Origin of the sequence: Flavobacterium praedii (assembly GCF_026810365.1) — a bacterium.
Taxonomy (GTDB): domain Bacteria; phylum Bacteroidota; class Bacteroidia; order Flavobacteriales; family Flavobacteriaceae; genus Flavobacterium; species Flavobacterium praedii.
On the sequence record NZ_CP113948.1, the window covers coordinates 1,402,790 to 1,420,974 of the forward strand.

Below are 18,185 nucleotides of genomic sequence, written 5' to 3' on the forward strand. Positions count from 1 at the left end.
GCTCATTCGGCCCTTTGCCAGTATGCTGTCAGGCTGTATGCGCTACTTCGGTAGCTTGCGCCCATCCTTCTCGCGCAAACTCATCACCTTAATAGGAAAACTACAAATAAGGATATAAATTCAACTGATTTAACCTATTTTTCAATCACTTTTCTGCAAAAAATTTAAAAAATCTTCCTGAACATAAAAAATAGATTCTCAACGTAATAATATTGTCTCTTTCGTTAAATTACAAGAACTAATGTCACCATTTTTAAAAAACAGAAAAAACACAACCCTTAAAACGCATTACTATTCACAAAAAAAACCAAAACTTAATAAAAATTTACCTATCTTTATAATTCAACTATACGCCATACTGAATTATACGCCTTATGAACTGGAAAGTACAACTCATCAAACATCGTGGTGTGAGCAGAATCGCCATATATTTCGAAAAAAATCAAGAATGGATTGATCGAATAAAACTGCTAGAAGATTCCCGATGGAGCCAAACACTAGGCGTCTGGCATTTGCCTGACACCTTCGAAAACCGAATGATATTTCAAATTGTAAAATCTCCCGTACAATTACCATCAAAAGAAGGAATAGAACAAATCGAAAAATTCAAACATTGGTTATTGTCCCGTCGCTATAGCGAAAGCACGATAAAAACCTACAGTGAATCCTTGAAATCCTTCCTAACATTTTACAACGACAAACCGGTCGCGGAAATATCAAACGATGATTTAATACGGTATAATAATGAATACATATTAAACAACAAATTATCCGAATCCTTTCAAAACCAAATTATTAATGCCTTAAAATTGTTTTTTTCTTCAATTAGAGAAACAAAAATGGAAATTGATAAAATGCATCGACCAAAACGAGCCAAATTATTACCCAATGTTTTGAGCAAGGAAGAAGTAAAAATGATATTAAATGCACATAATAACCTAAAACATAAAACGATGTTGAGTTTAATCTATGCATGCGGATTGCGCAGAAGCGAGCTTTTGCATTTAAAACCTTCGGATATCGATTCAAAAAGAGGCATTGTAATTATTCGCCAAAGCAAAGGAAAAAAAGATAGAATAGCCCCTTTATCCGACAAGATTTTAGTCATGCTTCGAAATTATTATTTGGCATTTAGACCAAAAACGTGGTTATTTGAAGGTCATATAGTTGGAGAAATATATTCGGAAAAAAGTCTACAAAGTGTTTTAAAAAAAGCGTTAAAAAAAGTAGGCATAACCAAGCCCGTCAGTTTGCATTGGTTGCGACACAGTTTTGCGACCCATTTACTCGAAAGCGGAACCGATTTGCGATATATCCAAGAGCTTTTGGGTCATAACAGCAGTAAAACAACAGAAATTTACACGCACGTAAGTACCAAAAATATTCAACAAATAAAGAGTCCATTTGATGATTTATAAGAAATATTTTCTATTTTAGCAAAATAAAAGGGATGCCATTTACCAGACCTATCCACCCATTTTTGGGTAGATTGGCCTGACGATGTAAGACCTATATACTAGTTGGGCATCATTATAACTAATCGTACTAAATAAGAAACACAAAACAAACTATGGCAAATCCTAAAGACATTTTAGTAATAACAACTTCTTCTGCAGAAGGTTTAAAAATTAAAAAACATCTAAAACCAGTTTCTGCTCATATTGTAGCAGGAACAAATTTATTTAGTGATTTTTTGGGAGGATTAACAGATGTATTTGGAGGTCGTTCAAGTTCCTATCAAAAACAGCTTTCTTCTCTATATAATGAAGCAATTGAAAGAATAAAATACAATACACACGAAATTGGTGGAAATTGTGTAATAGGTTTGAATATTGATATGGACGAAATTTCAGGAAAGGGAAAATCAATGTTTATGTTAACTGCCATAGGAACAGCAGTAATTATTGAAAAAGACGAAAAATTAAATTCATTATCGAACACGAATGAAAAGTTTGAAAATGTTGGAGTCGAAAGGATAAACAATTTAAGACAAAGAAAAAATATAATTGAAAAAGCTGAAAAACGAGAGTTACATTATGATGATGAAACTTGGAGTTTTATAACATCAAATCAAGTTCAAGAAGTTTTTCCAGCACTATTAAGGAGATATACCAACGTAATTGAAAACTTTGAATCAATGCAAGATGCTTATAATTTTTTCAATAAAAATTTCATAAGCTATATTGATGCTCAAGAAGAAAGCAAAAAAGTAAGTTTACTTTACGACAAAATTGAAACCGAAACTAATCATCAAGTTGCTTTATATTTATCTAAAGTAATCAAAGAATTAAACTTATTTGATTATGAAAAAAATATGAGTTTACTTAAAAATTCAGATTTCAAAAAACAAAAAATTGGTTTAAGAATAGCGACTTATGACAAATCATTTTATGACAAAGAAGATATTGTAAACTTAAATCAAACCAAGACTTTTATTTCTGAGACTTTTAAAGAAAGAGGCGAAATATCAACAAAAAAACAACTTTTATCATCGAAAGAAAAAGAAGTTTGGAATTGTGAATGTGGAAATAAATCCGTTGAAATTGGAGAATATTGCGGAAGTTGTAAAAATGATATTTTTGGATTTAAAGAATCTGAAATGAAACCAACCGACATTGTGAAATATATTGACCAAAAAATTGAACTAATAAACGAGTATATAAAATAACGATGCCCAACACACGCTACAAGCAAGCTGGGCAATTGGCTTAATTTGAAAATAGTTTGTATTTGATGCATTTGTTTTTAACCGAAAGATTACGCATCTTTAATCCCAGCCTGCGTGTAGCGCGGGGACGTTAGCAGAAATAGTAAACCAACACATATACATAACAATATGGGATTTTTTAACCTTTTTAGCTCTAAACAAAAAAAGCAAACTGATTTAAAAGAAAGTGATAAATTAAATTCACAATCTGAAAAAATCACTATAAATATTAACAATGAAAAATACCTAAAACCGTCAAATTGGACATCCAATTATATTTACGGATTTATAAATGGTAATCCAGTACAAAAAATTGCTAACCAAAATAATTTAATAGAAATTATTAGAAATACGGTTGGAAATGGAAAAGGCTATATTGCAATTGACTCTATTTTTCATCCTTATAACCTAATAAATCATAAAGGTGCTACAGCTTGGGATTTAGCTTGGTTTTGGTTATATGTTCAAGACCAAGGAAAAATTATTTCTGAAATTGCAAAAAATGAAACTGCAACAATTGTTCAATCCGAAAAATTAAACTTAAATGAAAATTTTAGAATTTGGCCAAATGATAGTTTAAATCCAAGTAAGAATAAACAATATGACAAATTTGTTCCCTTTATTCTACCTTACTTAACTTATTCGATAGATGATAATGATTATAAACATTGGATAAAAATGATAAATGCCGAATTGCAATTACAAGGACACGCTCATACTTACATAGAAAATTTCAATAGCGTTTTATCAAATAACATTGAAGGACATATAATGACTATAGGTTTTGGAGAATTTGACAGAGAAAATTTAGATGACTTAATAAATAAATTTACAAATTTTTATGACCAAAATATGAGTGAAAAATAGAACTACTTCTGCTAACACACGCTACAAGCAATTTGGGTATTTGGCTAAATTTTAAGTTGGTCTTGTATTTGGAAGATTTGGCAAATCCGAATAATGGGCTTAATTTAGTCCCAAACTACTTGTAGCGCGGGGACGTTAGGCACAAGCTTAAAAGACGACACAATTAATAAAGATGACCATAGACACAGAAATAGAAACTTTAGAACAAGCAAAGAGATATTTTATATCAATGGGATGCAGCGGTTTTCATATGATGCGAGAAAATCCTCAAAGATTTGATGAATACAAAGCACTTGATATTGACCCAAACATTGAATCTGAATGGATTAAAGAAGAGTTTGAAAACAAAATAGAGTATTTCAATACAAATCCGACAAATGAGTATGGACATCTCTTGAGAAGTTTGGACTCTATGATTGAACCAAAAGAATTCTATCTTGAGAAATTACTTGAATTAGTAATAAAAATAAAAGATAGAATACCGTTAGACCAAATAGAATATGTGTTGTCGACGATAATTGGAAATAATGGAACAAAATCTAAAGGTGGTCTAATTCAAAAGTCTTATGATTTGAAACGACCTGATCTGGCAAATAAGTTTTATGCTCAGACAAAATTATTACTAAAAAAGACAGAAGAAAATTCGATTACCTTAAATTCTGTTCGAGGGTATTTGATTGATGTGATTGATTACTACAGAATAGAAGAAAGTAAAGAATTTATAATTGACTTGCGTGAAAAAAGTTATTCTGATCAATTTAATTATTTTAAGGACGGTGCGGAAGAAGGCAATAAATATTCAATGAAAATGCTTTCTGATTGTTATAAAGAAGGTAAAGGATGTATAACAGACATTGACAAATCAAAATATTGGGAACAAAGAGCGAAAGAATAAAAAAGCCAGTGCCTAACACACGCTACAAGCAATTTGGGTATTAGGCTTAATTTAAATATGGTTTTGTATTTGGGAGATTTGGCAAATCCGAAGAATGGGCTTAATTTAGTCCCAAACTGCTTGTAGCGCGGGAACGTTACCAGCAATAATTCAAGAAAAGAAGTAATGAAAACACCAAAATTATTAATACTAATTTTTCTATTATTAGGAAAACATATAAATGCTCAAAATAAAATTGACCATTTTTTTAAAATAAAAATAGAACAATCTCTAATTTCGAGAGGAGATAATTTTCCGGATTTTAGAACAAACAAAGATAGTTTGGACGTGTTTTTATTTACACTTCATAAAGGTTATTCTCCAAATGACTTTCAAAACTTTACAAAGTTTAAAGACGAAAAAATGTCAAATCTAATTTCCTTATTGGAATCCAAAAATTGGCTTCATCAAATAAATAATCAATACAAACCAACAGTTTTCATTGCCGACTCAAAAGATGGAAAATTACTTTATAAATATGCAAAACCCATTTCTAAAAAAATAACAAAATCAATAACTAAAAATTTATCCGAAATAAAATCACAATTTGACAAAACGGAAATTTCAAAAAAACAAAATTTTCAAAAATGGTCATTTCTGATTTTAAGTGATGTTTTATTAGATTCTTGGCAAATTGATAACGTTGAAAAAGATTTTCTTAAGAAAGAAGATAGACCTTTAAGACATGGAAATTATTATTATTACAAAATCAGTGAAAATACAAATCCACAAATAGAATCTTTTGGGATTTATGGCAATCAATCTCAAAAAATTGGAGATAAATATAATAGCGTTTATGGAAATAACAGACTTAATTTAAGAATATCTTCATCTGAAAATCTAATTTCGAAATCAGACAACAAAATTTTCGATGAAATGGCTAAAATCTACTTACCTGACTTATTAAAAATTTTAGAGGATGAAAGAAATTATAGTAAAAAGATATATGCTAAATTAGGCTATGACAAAGAAATATCTTTTGAAGAATTTTTTATTTGGTGGTATCATTTCATTTATACACAATCAACTGACGAAATGAATAAAAAAGGAATTTTAACAATCCCAGCCGATGGAAATTTTGATTACGTAACAGAAGATTAAATAATTACTGCTGGTAACACACGCTACAAGCAAGCTGGGCAATTGGTCTAATTTAAAAATAGTTTGTGTTTGATACATTTGTTTTTAACCGAAAGATTACGCATCTTTAATCCCAGCCTGCGTGTAGCGCGGGAACGTTAGCGATTATTGTTCCGTTGAAATCGAGCAATTTACGTTAATAAGAAAGAAAAAATGGAAACTAATCTGCTCCTACTCTGCCGACAAAAATCAAACGGAATTGATTGCGGATTTTGAAAGTCGAGTTTCAAAATGGAATTTGAAAGTCGATTTTTTTTGAGGTTTAAGAGGAATTTTATTCTCCTGATTTTTGGATTGCTTGAAAGTGTTTTCGGGACGGATTTTGAAAGTGGATAAACTTCCGCAATTGGAATGGATTATTGGAATCGATAATCAGAGGTGCTTAACTAGTGTGTCACAACAATCGCTAACACACGCTACAAGCAATTTGGGTATTTGGCTTAATTTGAAGGTGGTTTTGTGTCAGAAAGATTTGGCAAATCCGAAGAATAGGCTTAATTTAGTCCCAAACTGCTTTTAGCGCGGGAACGTTACCAGCTATTTTGACGCAGAGTCAAGAATCTAACGCAATTTTATAACCAAAAAATGTATAAAATTGTAGTATGAAAACAGCTTACAAAAGACTCAATCGTGATCATAGAATTGAGATTGAAAAACTAATCGCTTTGGGCAAGAATAACAAACAAATTGCCACTACTCTCTCGGTTCATCCAAGCACCATTTCTAGAGAACTAAAAAGGGTTAAAAATGAACCTTATGACAACCTAAAAGCAGAAGTAAATTATGTCCATAATCTAATGGACAGACGCTTAGGAACATCCAAAATTAACAGCAATCCAAAACTCAAAAAAATTGTATATTCACAACTGGAATTACATTGGTCTCCAAAGCAAATTTCAGATGCTTTAAAACAATTTTATCCCTTTGATCCAACTATGCAAATCTCGCACGAAAGTATCTATTATCACATCTATATTCAGCCTAAAAAAGAGGTCGAAAAATTGCTAATTTCTCAACTTAGGCAAAAGAGAAAATACAGAGGAAATACACGCCGAGGTGCTGATAAAAGAACGACAATTAAAGACCCAATTCGCATTGATGAACGACCTGCCGAAGTACTCACTCGCGAGATACCAGGTCACTGGGAAGGCGACTTGGTACTGGGAAAGAACAGAGAAAGTGCTATTGGAACTCTGGTAGAAAGAACAACCCGATTTTTAATAATTGTACCTCTCAAAAAGAGAGATTCCACAACCGTGAGAAAAGCTTTTGAAAGCGAGTTTAGAAAGCTTCCTGACAACCTAAAATTATCTTTGACCTATGACAACGGAACCGAGATGGCACAACACAAAACCTTCACTAGAAATTCCAAGGTAAAAGTCTATTTTGCGCATCCATATAGTCCGTGGGAAAGACCAACAAATGAGAATACAAATGGGTTAATTAGAGACTATTTTCCCAAAGGAACTGACTTTAATTTAATATCAAAAAAGCAACTCAAAGAAGTACAAAATCAGCTTAATGAAAGGCCTCGAAAAACACTCGAATACGAATCGCCTCTTAATACGATTAGTCGATTATATATGAACCAAAATTTTATTTAATATTAGGTAAATTCAAAATAAATCGTAGCTTTATTTTTTGAATTTAGAAAGCCTAAAGACAATCAAAATCTGGCTTTCTGAATTTGAAAAATAATGCAAAACTCTAAAGCAAAAAATTGCGCTAGAAACTTGAATCCGCCTGAAAAACCGAAAATGAAATACGACTTATTACATACAGAAATCTATCAAACTCCTTGTCCTGACTGCAAAGCAATTTCATTTCCAATTACGAATGAAAATTTATCAAATTATTTTCATGGAATTAAAATGAATTGTCCTAAATGTAATGCTAATCTTGACTGGTGGACTTTACTTTTAAGACACTTTGACTGGGAAGTTCCTTCATATACTTATGCGATTGTAGGTGGATTTACAACTAGTTTGAGGATTTACATGAAAGCTGGTGAAATTTTTACTTTGAATTTAGAAGAAATTGGAATTCCTAAGGAATCTAAAATTCTTCAAATTAGTTATACTCCAAATGGAAATGGATTGTTTCCTATCGAATTACATGGAAATACACCGGCAAGGCATTACATTCCAAATAGTATCAATTTATATGGTCGTCCAATAGGAGAACCATCAGAAGAAACCCCTGTTGCTGTCCAAATTAATTGGGCAGAAAAATTAAATGATAATCAAATTTGGGAAAATCTTATTAATGCTGTAGAGTCTTTTACTGTTAAAGATTATAATTCTTGTGTAATTCCATCAAATGTATCCGTAGAATCAACGCTATATAACATTATGACTAAATATTTTTCTCCATTTTCCGCAAAAGATAGAGTTGAAGATTTTTTAAATAATGGAGCAACATATAGTCATCAACTAAATCTTTTACTTCCCCTAATTGCGCATACTAATAGTTTTCCTAAAATGCCTGATAATATCAGAGGTAACTTAAATAAATTACGAGGTTACAGAAATTCACTAGCTCACAAAGGAAAAACAGATAAACAAATAGATAAAAAAACAGTTTCGGAATTAATATGTTCAGCAGCATTTGCTCTCTCTTATTTAAATTTACTAGAAGAAAAAATAAACGGAAACTAAAAAAAACAGCTGGTAACACACGCTACAAGCAATTTGGGTATTAGGCTTAATTTGAAATTGGTTTTGTATTTGGAAGATTTGGCAAATCCGAAAATAGGGCTTAATTTAGTCCCAAACTACTTGTAGCGCGGGGACGTTAGTGGCTATACATCCAAAAAATCGTAAATATGAAATCCAATTTAATTGAATTTGTTAGCGATATTTCAATTTTGACTTTAGATGATGAATTCACATCAGAAAGCATAAAACTTGCAATCGATAGTATTAAAGTTGATGAAATTGAATTTACTAAAAATGGTTGCTTTATCACATTTGACAACTTACTCAATGTAAATAAACTCCATTCAAAAAGCACGAATTATAACCAATCTGATTTTAGATTTGATGGTGTTGAACTTGAAAATTGTGAAATGAATTTACTTTGCGATATTAATGTCTACATAATTGATTTTAAAATTGACCATATAGAAATATGGAATAAATTAGGAACTGAAATGAATAAAATTCCTATAAAATATACTCTTAAACAAATGTGGAAAAAAGATGATAATAAAATATTGGAAAGAAAATAGTAAAGGGTAAATTAGAAACAATTATTGTAAATAACCAGTACAGCCACTAACACACGCTACAACGGATTTGGGCAATTGGCTTAATGGAAAAATTGGTTTGTATTTGGGAATATTTGGCAAATCCGAAGATAAGGCTTAATTTAGTCCCAAACCCGCTGTAGCGCGAGAACGTTGGCAGAAACCGTTTTGAAAATCACGTAAAAAAGAAATACATAAATGCAAATAACTTCTGAATTCAGAACACTGTTTATAATCAGAAAAATTTTAGGAATAACTTTCATTTTAGCAGTTGGTTGTTTTTTCATAAACTCAGCGTTAGAAAAAAACGAATGGGAAATATTACTCTTAATCATATTTTCAGAATTAATTCTATTATTTTATCTCGTAAAGGACTTTCAGAAAATCTACAAAATAAAAGTTGCTGAAAATGGAATTTATAAAATATCTGTTTTCCTCAATAAAACTCAATTCATACCGTATAATGAAATTAAAACTGTTCGTTCGGAAAAAGTACAAGGTTCGAGCACCGATGCAGGAGAAATAACTTTAGGTTATTTTGAAAGTGTGCTTATAACAGACAAAAATCAAAAAATATTAATTAGTCCTGACCATTTTGAAAATTACAATGAAATTATGAAAACCATAAAACTAAATAGAAACGGAGAAAATTACTAACAATTACGGCTATCTGCCAACACACGCTACAACGGATTTGGGCAATTGGCTTAATGGAAAGATGGTTTTGTATTGGGATGATTTGGCAAATCCGAAAATAGGGTTTAATTTAGTCCCAAACCCGCTGTAGCGCGAGAACGTTATGAGCTAGTTGAAAAAAGTGCATTTCATTTAAAATCAGGCTTTTAAAAATTATTTAGTTGTACAGAAAATCAAATTCTGAAGCGTAAAAAATGGAGTTTTTAATTGGAAGTTTATCGCGAAAAGCAAAAATTACAGTTTGATGTTTAGAAACTGAAATGCAGAACTTGAATTTTGGAACTTCTAAACTGAATCTGAAATTGAAGACTTGAAATACGGAACTTGAAAAGCAAACTTGAATTTCGGAGTTTTAAACTGAATCTAAAATGAAGAACTTGAAAAGCGAATTTGAATTTCAGAGTTTTTAATGGAAATAAACAATCGTTTTGATTCTCAAATTGAGATGAAAAAATAAGAATGAAAATTGGCTGAAATTTAGATTCGAATTGGTTTTTAAATTTGCCAATAATTGGATGAAATTAGATTAAAAAAGGGAATGAAATTAGCTGAGATTTGGACAAGAATTGGGTTTTGTGCCTGCCGAAAATTGGTTTAAAATCTATTAATAATTAGGAATATCAGCTAGAAACAACCAGCTCATAACACTCGCTACAAGCAATTTGGGCATTAGGCTTAATTTGAAGTTGGTTTTGTATTTGGAAGATTTGGCAAATCCGAATAATGGGCTTAATTTAGTCCCAAACTGCTTTTAGCGCGGGGACGTTGGCGGTTATATTACCGCAGAACTTTAAAAAACAACATTTTATGAAATATATTTTAATCCTTTTTACATTTTTTTCAATTAGTTTAAATGCTCAAAATATTTTAAAGTTTGACAAAACAAACGTTCAATGTGAAGATAAGTGGATTGCATACCAAATGGAAAAAGATAGTACTTATACATTAGGATTTATTTATATCGATTCACAAGCAGGATTAACATTAAACTATGAAGGAAAATTTAAAATTGAAAAAGATGGTAAATTTATTCTAATAGATAGTGAAACTAAAAATGAAGTAGGTTTTATAAAAGCAAGGCTTCAACCAAACAGAACTGCAATAGCTGAAATTCCTGAAGCAAAATTTAAAGAACTAAATATTGAAAAAACACCTAGTTGGTTAAAAACATATAAAACTGATGAAAATTCTGTCGAAAGATTATATCGTTGGGGTTATATGTATAATGGCTGGAACGAATGCGAGAAGGCTTTAACTTTTTTAGAAAAAGCAGATAAAATTAATCCGAAATTTAAAGGATTACAAACTGAATTAGCATTTTCTTATAATGCTTTACAGAAATTTGATAAGGCAGAAATATCATTAAAAAAAGCAATTATAGAAAATCCAGAAGACTGTTATACTTATAAAGAATTGGCTTATACTTATACAAAACTTTTGAATTTTGAAAAAGTAGCAGAAACTTATTCAACAATGTCTAAAATTTGTAAGGAACAAAATTTCATTCAAGAAACTGCATATAATTTAGCATATGAATATTTTAAAACAAAAGATGTAATTAAGTTTAATAAGTGGAAAAGTGAGGCTGAAAAATGGTCTAAATCTGAAAATCAGTACACACAAAACTTAAATAAAATGGAATCTGAATTAAATAAATAAAAAATACAACCGCCAACACACGCTACAAGCAATTTGGGTATTAGGCTTAATTTGAAATTGGTTTTGTATTTGGAAGATTTAGCAAATCCGAAAATAAGGCTTAATTTAGTCCCAAACTGCTTGTAGCGCGGGGACGTTAGCACTCATTAACAAAAAAATCGCATAAATGACATATTATTTTGACATTGATAAAATTGTAAATTTTTTAGAAAAATATAAAAATGACTTACCCAAACTTTATAATTGGAATGCGAGAATAGAAAAACTTTTAGACCTTGAAACGCTAACCGAAAAACAAATTACAGAATTAAATAGTTTATCATCTTATCAAAAAGAGCTTGAACTAAAGAAGATAGTTGGTCAAAAACTAAATGATTCTTTAAAATCAAATAGCGAATTATTTGATAAACTTTGTTTGTGGATAATTAAAGATTGGGGAGGAATAACAACGGCAAAAGATATTGATACTTTAATCTTAATTAAAGATTTTCTAATTAAAGACAAACCAAATTTTAATAGAATAGCTAGTTCTTCAAAAGTTGGAGCGTATTTATACCCAAATAGAAACGTAATTTATGATTCTCGTGTTGCTTATTCACTAAATTGGATAATACTTTCTGAAAATGCAGGACAAAAATATTTCCCAATTCCAGAAGGACGAAACTCAAAAATGTCAGCATTTGACTTGAATGTTTTGATAAGATTGAAAAATATTTCTCATTATCAAACAACTGACATTAAACATTTAGATCACAGACTTTTTATAAAAAAAGCAGATGACAAAATTTACATCGATAAAAAAGATGCATACTTTCAACTTAACAATCTCATAAAACAAGTAAATCAAAGATTGTGGAAAGGAGATAAAGAAAAAGAAGAAAATTTATACTTTACTGAAATGTTATTATTTTCAATAGCTGACAGAGAAATATTTATTGACATAACTGAAAAATATAGTACTAAATAAATTAACGAGTGCTAACACACGCTACAAGCAATTTGGGTATTTGGCTTAATTTGAAGTTGGTTTTGTATTTGGAAGATTTGGCTAATCCGAATAATGGGCTTAATTTAGTCCCAAACTGCTTGTAGCGCTGGGACGTTGGTGGCAAGACTAACGGAACTTCGGGGCTAAAAACAACTGTCCAACAAAAGAAAACCGTCAGAATTGTCGCCGTAAATCGGACAATAATGACGGCGAAAACAAAGAATGAGCGACTAACAGAAGCTAAGAACAATAAAAAGGACGAATTCTACACACAACTTTCAGACATTGCAAATGAACTGAAACATTACAAAAAACACTTTAAAGATAAAGTCGTTTACTGTAATTGTGACGACCCCAGAATTAGTAATTTCTTCCACTTTTTTTCTCACAATTTCGAGAAATTTGAACTCAAGAAATTAATTACAACTTGCTTCCAAAATCAAGAAAGAGATTTATTTAGTAAACATAACTCTGATAGTGCAATTTATCTAGAATACAATGGCGATAAAAATGGTAACTTTATTCCTGACATTAACGAGATTGGTATAAAACAATTAAAAGGTGATGGTGATTTTCGTAGTAAAGAAAGTATCGATTTACTAAAACAAGCCGATATTGTCGTTACTAATCCGCCTTTTTCCTTATTTCGTGAATACGTTGCTCAACTTATAGAACACAATAAAAAATTTGTAATTATAGGTCATCAAAATGCTACCAAATACAAAGAAATTTTCAGACTTATAAAAGACAATAAAATTTGGTTAGGTTACGGATTTAAAGGAGGTGCTGGACATTTTATCAACCAACATTACGAGGATTATGCTACTGCAACCGACAGAAGAGAAGGTATGATTAGGGTCTCAGGGGTTCATTGGTTTACAAATATTGACCTTAATAAGCGTCACGAAAATTTAATTCTTTACAAAACGTATAACGAAATCGATTATCCAAAATACGACAATTACGACGCCATTGAGGTAAGTAAAACAAACGAAATACCACTAGATTATTCAGGTGTTATGGGGGTTCCAATAACATTTTTAGACAAATATAATCCTGACCAATTTGAAATTGTAGGAATGACTTCAGGCAGAGATGAATTTGAAGCCACTCCAACAAAAAAATACATCAACCCTAAACAACACAACGAAAACGGTACGATTATCAACGGTAGTAAAGCAAATACTAGCTCAACAATTTTGTATAAAACAAAACCCGAAGGCGTTTATTACACAGCAGATAATGTTGATGGTTATTTAAAAGTTCTTTATACAAGGTTTTTGATTAAAAACAAACAAATACAAAACTAGCTATGAACATAGAATTAAGAGAAATTACAATACGTGAACTAATTCAAAATTATGAAGACAATAACGAAAATGGTGTTATAGGATATGATGGAAAATTAGACATTCGCCCTCCATATCAACGTGAATTTATCTACAAAGACAAACAACGAGAGGCTGTAATTGATACAATTACTAAAAATTTTCCACTAAATGTAATGTATTGGGCAGTTCGTGAAGATGGTAATTTTGAAGTTATTGACGGACAACAAAGAACTATTTCAATTTGTCAGTTTGTCTCAGGTGAATTTGCCTATATGTTTAGATTTTTTCACAATTTGCAAAAAGATGAACAAGAGCAAATCTTAAACTACAAATTAATGGTTTATTTATGTAGCGGTACTGATAGCCAAAAGTTGGAATGGTTCAAAACCATCAATATTGCAGGAGAAAAATTAACTGAACAAGAATTGCGTAATGCCGTTTACTCAGGTAGTTGGGTATCTAGTGTAAAACCAATCTTTAGTAAACGTAATTGTCCCGCTTTTGGTTTAGCAAGTGATTATATGACTGGTAGTCCGGACAGACAAGAATACTTGGAAACAACTATAAAATGGATTTCAAATGGAAACATTGAAGTTTATATGTCCAATCACCAACACGACCCTAATGCTAACGAAATTTGGTTGTACTTTCAATCTATAATAAATTGGGTAAAAGCTACTTTCCCTAAGTATCGCAGAGAAATGAAAGGTATTGGTTGGGGCTTTTTATATAACGAATTCAAAACTAAAAACTTTGACCACAAAAAACTCGAAGAAGAAATTGCAACTTTGATGCAAGATGAAGACGTTACCAACAAAAAGGGAATTTACGAATACGTCTTAACTAGAAAAGAAAAATTTCTTAATATTAGAGCTTTTACTGACAATCAAAAACGTGAAGCCTATGAAAGACAACAAGGTATTTGCGTGAAATGTGGAGAACATTTTGAATTATCAGGAATGGAAGCAGACCACATTACACCTTGGCACGAAGGCGGAAATACTTCTGCCGAAAATTGCCAAATGTTGTGCAAACACGACAACCGAATTAAAAGCGGAAAATAGGAATAAACAAGAAGTCCAGCCACCAACACACGCTACAACGGATTTGGGCAATTGGCTTAATGGAAAGTTGGTTTTGTATTTGGAAGATTTGGCAAATCCGAAGATAAGGCTTAATTTAGTCCCAAACCCGCTGTAGCGCGAGAACGTTACTGGCTAGTTGCGAAATAAGAAGGAAAATTTCGATAAAAACAGCTTTTATAATTCTATTATGATGACAAGAAATAGTCGTTCGGAAACTTGATAAATTTGAATTTTAAAGTCTGAAATACTAAAACTTGAACTTGAACTTGAGTTTCGAAGCTTCTAAACTGAATCTGATAAGCGAAGCGTGAATTTCGAACTTGAGTTTCGAAGTTTCTAAACTGAATCTGAAAACATAATCTGAATTTCTAACTTGAGTTTCGGAGTTTCTAAACTGAAAAGTAGAAGTTTAAGGTTGGATTTTTTTTAAATTAAAAATGGGTTTTTACCAAAAAAACAAGAATGAAATTAATGCCGAATTTGGATTTAAAATTGCCAATATTAGGCTGAAAATCGAATATAAAATGGAATAAAATTAGCTGAGATTAAGGCTAGAATTGGGTTTTGTGCCAGCTAAAAATTGGAATAGAATCGGGTTTTAATTGGAACATCAGCTAGAAACAACCAGCCAGTAACACACGCTACAAGCAATTTGGGGATTTGGCTTAATTTAAAAATGGTTTTGTATTTGGAAATATTTGGCAAATCCGAATAATGGGCTTAATTTAGTCCCAAACTGCTTCTAGCGCGGGGACGTTACTGGCTAGTTATGCCGAAATTACGCAGGTAATTTCGATTTGGATTAAAGTTTGCAACTCGCAGAAACTTAAAAAGCAGAAGCGTGAAAGTTGGGATCGCCAACGGAAACTTGAAAAGTTGAAACCTGAAAAGCGAAAGCGTGAAAATAGAAACTTGCCAACAGAAACTTGAAAATTGGAATCTGAAAAGCAGAAACTTGAAAGTTGAAACTTCCCAGCAGAAACTTGAAAAGCAGAAACTTGAAAAATTTTGTGCGGAAAATAAAAAGTGACTAATTGAAAATAATACGCCGAAAATTACAAGCTAAAAAACAGAAACTTGAAAGTTGGATTCAGCCAACAGAAGCGTGAAAAATTTGCGCTTAAATTGTAATTTCGACAAAATAACCAGCCAGTAACACACGCTACAAGCAATTTGGGCATTAAGCTTAATGGGAAGTTGGTTTTATATTTGGAAGATTTGGCAAATCCGAAAAATGGGCTTAATTTAGTCCCAAACTGCTTTTAGCGCGGGGACGTTAGCGGTAATTAGCCGAACGAAACGAAAATTTAACAACATAATAATGATAGAAGAAATAATTTTTAAATTACAACTAATACAAATAGATTTTTTTACAGCTTTTGGATTATTTACTTTCCTATACTTCATTTCCTCAATCTTTATTAGAAAACCTATTGTCAAAAATATTGATGAAGAATCTAATCGCTTTATTTCCTTCATTGGAATACTATATTTATTATTATGGATTATCGGAATATTTGTTGAATTAAATATTTTAAACCAAGAAGACAAAACCGAATTTTTAAACAGAATGTTTGGAAAATATTGGTTTGGATTTTGGATTCAACCTTTACTTTGGGTATTAATCACCCAATTATTGCGATTCAAAAGTATTAGGAAAAACATTTTTTTACGAATATTATTTAGTGTTTTATTGATGATATCAATAGAAAGAATGATTATAATAATTACATCGTTTCATCGTGATTATCTCCCAAGTTCTTGGACAATGTATAATGAAGTTGGAATTTACCCTTCGAATTTGGTGCTTTCATTATTTCTAAAAATCATTGTGTTTTTAGTTTTCGTCGGAATATTTTACTCAATCAATGAAAAAATAAAAAATTTTAAACTACGCAGAGAAAATAACTACCGCTAACACACGCTACAAGCAATTTGGGTATTAGGCTTAATTTAAAATTGGTCTTGTATTTGGAAGATTTGGCAAATCCGAATAATGGGATTAATTTAGTCCCAAACTGCGTGTAGCGCGGGAACGTTAGTGGTAACTCTAAAGAACGACACGTGAAACTATTCAACCTTATGAAACAACAGAAAATAGATTTGACACCTGAACAGACAATTAGGCGTTTGGTTGACTATATGCCTGACTTTTATAAAACCCATAAACAATTCATCAATTGTGTTGAGTATTTAAATCATAGAGAATGGGAACTTGCACTTGAAAGTTTAATAGAACTAGCGGACGAAACTGAGCATTATTTTTCAGAAGAGTTTTGGTTTGGACTTGCAGACTCTGCCGAAAAAATGCGTTTGTCTGATAAGGCAGATTATTGCAGAAAGCAAATCAAAAAAAACGAACAACATATAAAAACAACGACACCATTTGGTTGGACAACTATAAAATATGATGACACCCTTTTTCAACACCACATTTCGGAGAAGCTTAAAGAAGAATGGTCGACAACAAGACGTGAAAAGGATAACGTTCACGAGTTCCTAACAAAAGAAGGAGTTCATTTAAAATCTCAAGGACGAAGCGGATTTTTATATATTTCTGAAAAAGGAAAAATTGCCGAAGTTGAATTTGAATTAGGAATTAATGGGCTTATTCTTTATTTCAACAGTTTGACAAATTGGTCTTTACCAACAAAGCAAATATTAATGGCTGACGAGAAACAGAAAATAAAAATTGATATTAATAATTGGGCACTAAAGACAAAGAACGCAATCGAGTTTGATGACTAAGAAAAGAGCTACCACTAACACACGCTACAAGCAATTTGGGTATTAGGCTTAATTTGAAGTTGGTTTTGTATTTGGAAGATTTGGCAAATCCGAATAATGGGCTTAATTTAGTCCCAAACTGCTTGTAGCGCGGGGACGTTATGAGCTAGTTGAAAAATGAAAATTTCGGTTTAAATCAGGTTTTTAAAAGCCATTTAGTTGCGCTGAAAATCGAAATACAGAAACTTGAAAATTGGATTTTTAATTGGAAACTTGAGAAGCTGAAACTTGAATATTGGAGTTTCTAAACGGAATCTGAATTGCAAAACTTGAAATGCAGAAACTTGAATTTCGGAGTTTCTAAACTGGATCTGAAAAGCGGAACTTGAAAATTGGAGTTTTAAATTGGATTGCAAAAACTGAAACTTGAATGTTGAAGTTTCATAGAAAATAAACAGAAACAATCGTTTTGGTTTTTAAACTGAAACGAAAAAAGGGAATAAAATTTAGTCGAGATTTGGGCAAGAATTAGGTTTTAAGTCGGCCAAAATTAGGCTAAAAATCAATTAATAATAAGGAATATTTGCTAGAAACAACCAGCTCATAACACACGCTACAAGCAATTTGGGTATTAGGCTTAATTTGAAATTGGTTTTGTGTCAGTAAGATTTGGCAAATCCGAAAAATGGGCTTAATTTAGTCCCAAACTGCTTTTAGCGCGGGAACGTTATGAGCTAGTTGAAAAAAGTGCATTTCATTTAAAATCAGTCTTTTAAAAATTATTTAGTTGCGCAGAAAATAAAA

General features: G+C 31.3%; 15 protein-coding genes. All 15 read left to right on the forward strand.

Annotated elements, in window-relative coordinates:
• Positions 1-374 precede the first annotated feature (374 nt).
• The 15 genes from OYT91_RS05965 (at position 375) to OYT91_RS06035 (ending at position 17,402) form a co-directional block, all read left to right on the forward strand.
• Positions 375-1,418, forward strand: a complete 1,044-nt coding sequence (locus OYT91_RS05965; protein ID WP_281239902.1) for a tyrosine-type recombinase/integrase — start codon at positions 375-377, stop codon at positions 1,416-1,418.
• A 152-nt stretch (positions 1,419-1,570) separates the two neighbouring features.
• Positions 1,571-2,668 carry a YbjQ family protein gene (locus tag OYT91_RS05970; RefSeq protein ID WP_281239903.1) on the forward strand — a complete coding sequence of 366 codons (1,098 nt, stop codon included), beginning with the start codon at positions 1,571-1,573 and terminating at the stop codon, positions 2,666-2,668.
• Between the two features lie 168 nt (positions 2,669-2,836).
• Positions 2,837-3,574: a hypothetical protein gene (locus tag OYT91_RS05975; protein ID WP_281239904.1), complete on the forward strand. Its 738-nt coding sequence runs from the start codon at positions 2,837-2,839 to the stop codon at positions 3,572-3,574.
• Positions 3,575-3,746: 172 nt separating this feature from the next.
• A complete protein-coding gene (locus OYT91_RS05980) occupies positions 3,747-4,469 on the forward strand; it encodes an SEL1-like repeat protein (protein WP_269242523.1) in 723 nt (240 codons plus the stop codon).
• Between the two features lie 165 nt (positions 4,470-4,634).
• A complete protein-coding gene (locus tag OYT91_RS05985) occupies positions 4,635-5,609 on the forward strand; it encodes a hypothetical protein (protein ID WP_281239905.1) in 975 nt (324 codons plus the stop codon).
• Positions 5,610-6,250: 641 nt separating this feature from the next.
• Complete coding sequence (locus tag OYT91_RS05990) at positions 6,251-7,252, forward strand: IS30 family transposase (protein WP_281239906.1); 1,002 nt, start codon at positions 6,251-6,253, stop codon at positions 7,250-7,252.
• Positions 7,253-7,405: 153 nt separating this feature from the next.
• A complete protein-coding gene (locus OYT91_RS05995; protein WP_281239907.1) occupies positions 7,406-8,305 on the forward strand; it encodes a hypothetical protein in 900 nt (299 codons plus the stop codon).
• Between the two features lie 167 nt (positions 8,306-8,472).
• Positions 8,473-8,877, forward strand: coding sequence for a hypothetical protein (locus OYT91_RS06000; RefSeq protein ID WP_281239908.1), 405 nt, complete (start codon positions 8,473-8,475; stop codon positions 8,875-8,877).
• Positions 8,878-9,093: 216 nt separating this feature from the next.
• Positions 9,094-9,552: a hypothetical protein gene (locus tag OYT91_RS06005; RefSeq protein ID WP_281239909.1), complete on the forward strand. Its 459-nt coding sequence runs from the start codon at positions 9,094-9,096 to the stop codon at positions 9,550-9,552.
• 846 nt (positions 9,553-10,398) lie between these two features.
• Positions 10,399-11,250 (forward strand): tetratricopeptide repeat protein, encoded by an 852-nt coding sequence (locus OYT91_RS06010; RefSeq protein ID WP_281239910.1) that lies wholly within the window; start codon positions 10,399-10,401, stop codon positions 11,248-11,250.
• Between the two features lie 166 nt (positions 11,251-11,416).
• The gene (locus OYT91_RS06015) at positions 11,417-12,217 is read left to right on the forward strand and encodes a hypothetical protein (protein ID WP_281239911.1); all 801 of its coding nucleotides are present in this window, start codon (positions 11,417-11,419) and stop codon (positions 12,215-12,217) included.
• Between the two features lie 224 nt (positions 12,218-12,441).
• Positions 12,442-13,548 (forward strand): adenine-specific methyltransferase EcoRI family protein, encoded by a 1,107-nt coding sequence (locus OYT91_RS06020; protein WP_281239912.1) that lies wholly within the window; start codon positions 12,442-12,444, stop codon positions 13,546-13,548.
• A 2-nt stretch (positions 13,549-13,550) separates the two neighbouring features.
• A complete protein-coding gene (locus OYT91_RS06025; protein WP_281239913.1) occupies positions 13,551-14,633 on the forward strand; it encodes an HNH endonuclease family protein in 1,083 nt (360 codons plus the stop codon).
• A gap of 1,342 nt (positions 14,634-15,975) precedes the next feature.
• Positions 15,976-16,572 carry a hypothetical protein gene (locus OYT91_RS06030; protein WP_281239914.1) on the forward strand — a complete coding sequence of 199 codons (597 nt, stop codon included), beginning with the start codon at positions 15,976-15,978 and terminating at the stop codon, positions 16,570-16,572.
• A 164-nt stretch (positions 16,573-16,736) separates the two neighbouring features.
• Positions 16,737-17,402: a hypothetical protein gene (locus OYT91_RS06035; protein ID WP_281239915.1), complete on the forward strand. Its 666-nt coding sequence runs from the start codon at positions 16,737-16,739 to the stop codon at positions 17,400-17,402.
• The last annotated feature ends 783 nt before the right edge of the window (positions 17,403-18,185 follow it).

Bases quoted from the DNA above. Each gene is read 5' to 3' on its own strand.
- OYT91_RS05965 (WP_281239902.1), top strand. From the start codon at position 375: ATGAACTGGAAAGTACAACTCATCAAACATCGTGGTGTGAGCAGAATC.
- OYT91_RS05970 (WP_281239903.1), top strand. From the start codon at position 1,571: ATGGCAAATCCTAAAGACATTTTAGTAATAACAACTTCTTCTGCAGAA.
- OYT91_RS05975 (WP_281239904.1), top strand. From the start codon at position 2,837: ATGGGATTTTTTAACCTTTTTAGCTCTAAACAAAAAAAGCAAACTGAT.
- OYT91_RS05980 (WP_269242523.1), top strand. From the start codon at position 3,747: ATGACCATAGACACAGAAATAGAAACTTTAGAACAAGCAAAGAGATAT.
- OYT91_RS05985 (WP_281239905.1), top strand. From the start codon at position 4,635: ATGAAAACACCAAAATTATTAATACTAATTTTTCTATTATTAGGAAAA.
- OYT91_RS05990 (WP_281239906.1), top strand. From the start codon at position 6,251: ATGAAAACAGCTTACAAAAGACTCAATCGTGATCATAGAATTGAGATT.
- OYT91_RS05995 (WP_281239907.1), top strand. From the start codon at position 7,406: ATGAAATACGACTTATTACATACAGAAATCTATCAAACTCCTTGTCCT.
- OYT91_RS06000 (WP_281239908.1), top strand. From the start codon at position 8,473: ATGAAATCCAATTTAATTGAATTTGTTAGCGATATTTCAATTTTGACT.
- OYT91_RS06005 (WP_281239909.1), top strand. From the start codon at position 9,094: ATGCAAATAACTTCTGAATTCAGAACACTGTTTATAATCAGAAAAATT.
- OYT91_RS06010 (WP_281239910.1), top strand. From the start codon at position 10,399: ATGAAATATATTTTAATCCTTTTTACATTTTTTTCAATTAGTTTAAAT.
- OYT91_RS06015 (WP_281239911.1), top strand. From the start codon at position 11,417: ATGACATATTATTTTGACATTGATAAAATTGTAAATTTTTTAGAAAAA.
- OYT91_RS06020 (WP_281239912.1), top strand. From the start codon at position 12,442: ATGACGGCGAAAACAAAGAATGAGCGACTAACAGAAGCTAAGAACAAT.
- OYT91_RS06025 (WP_281239913.1), top strand. From the start codon at position 13,551: ATGAACATAGAATTAAGAGAAATTACAATACGTGAACTAATTCAAAAT.
- OYT91_RS06030 (WP_281239914.1), top strand. From the start codon at position 15,976: ATGATAGAAGAAATAATTTTTAAATTACAACTAATACAAATAGATTTT.
- OYT91_RS06035 (WP_281239915.1), top strand. From the start codon at position 16,737: ATGAAACAACAGAAAATAGATTTGACACCTGAACAGACAATTAGGCGT.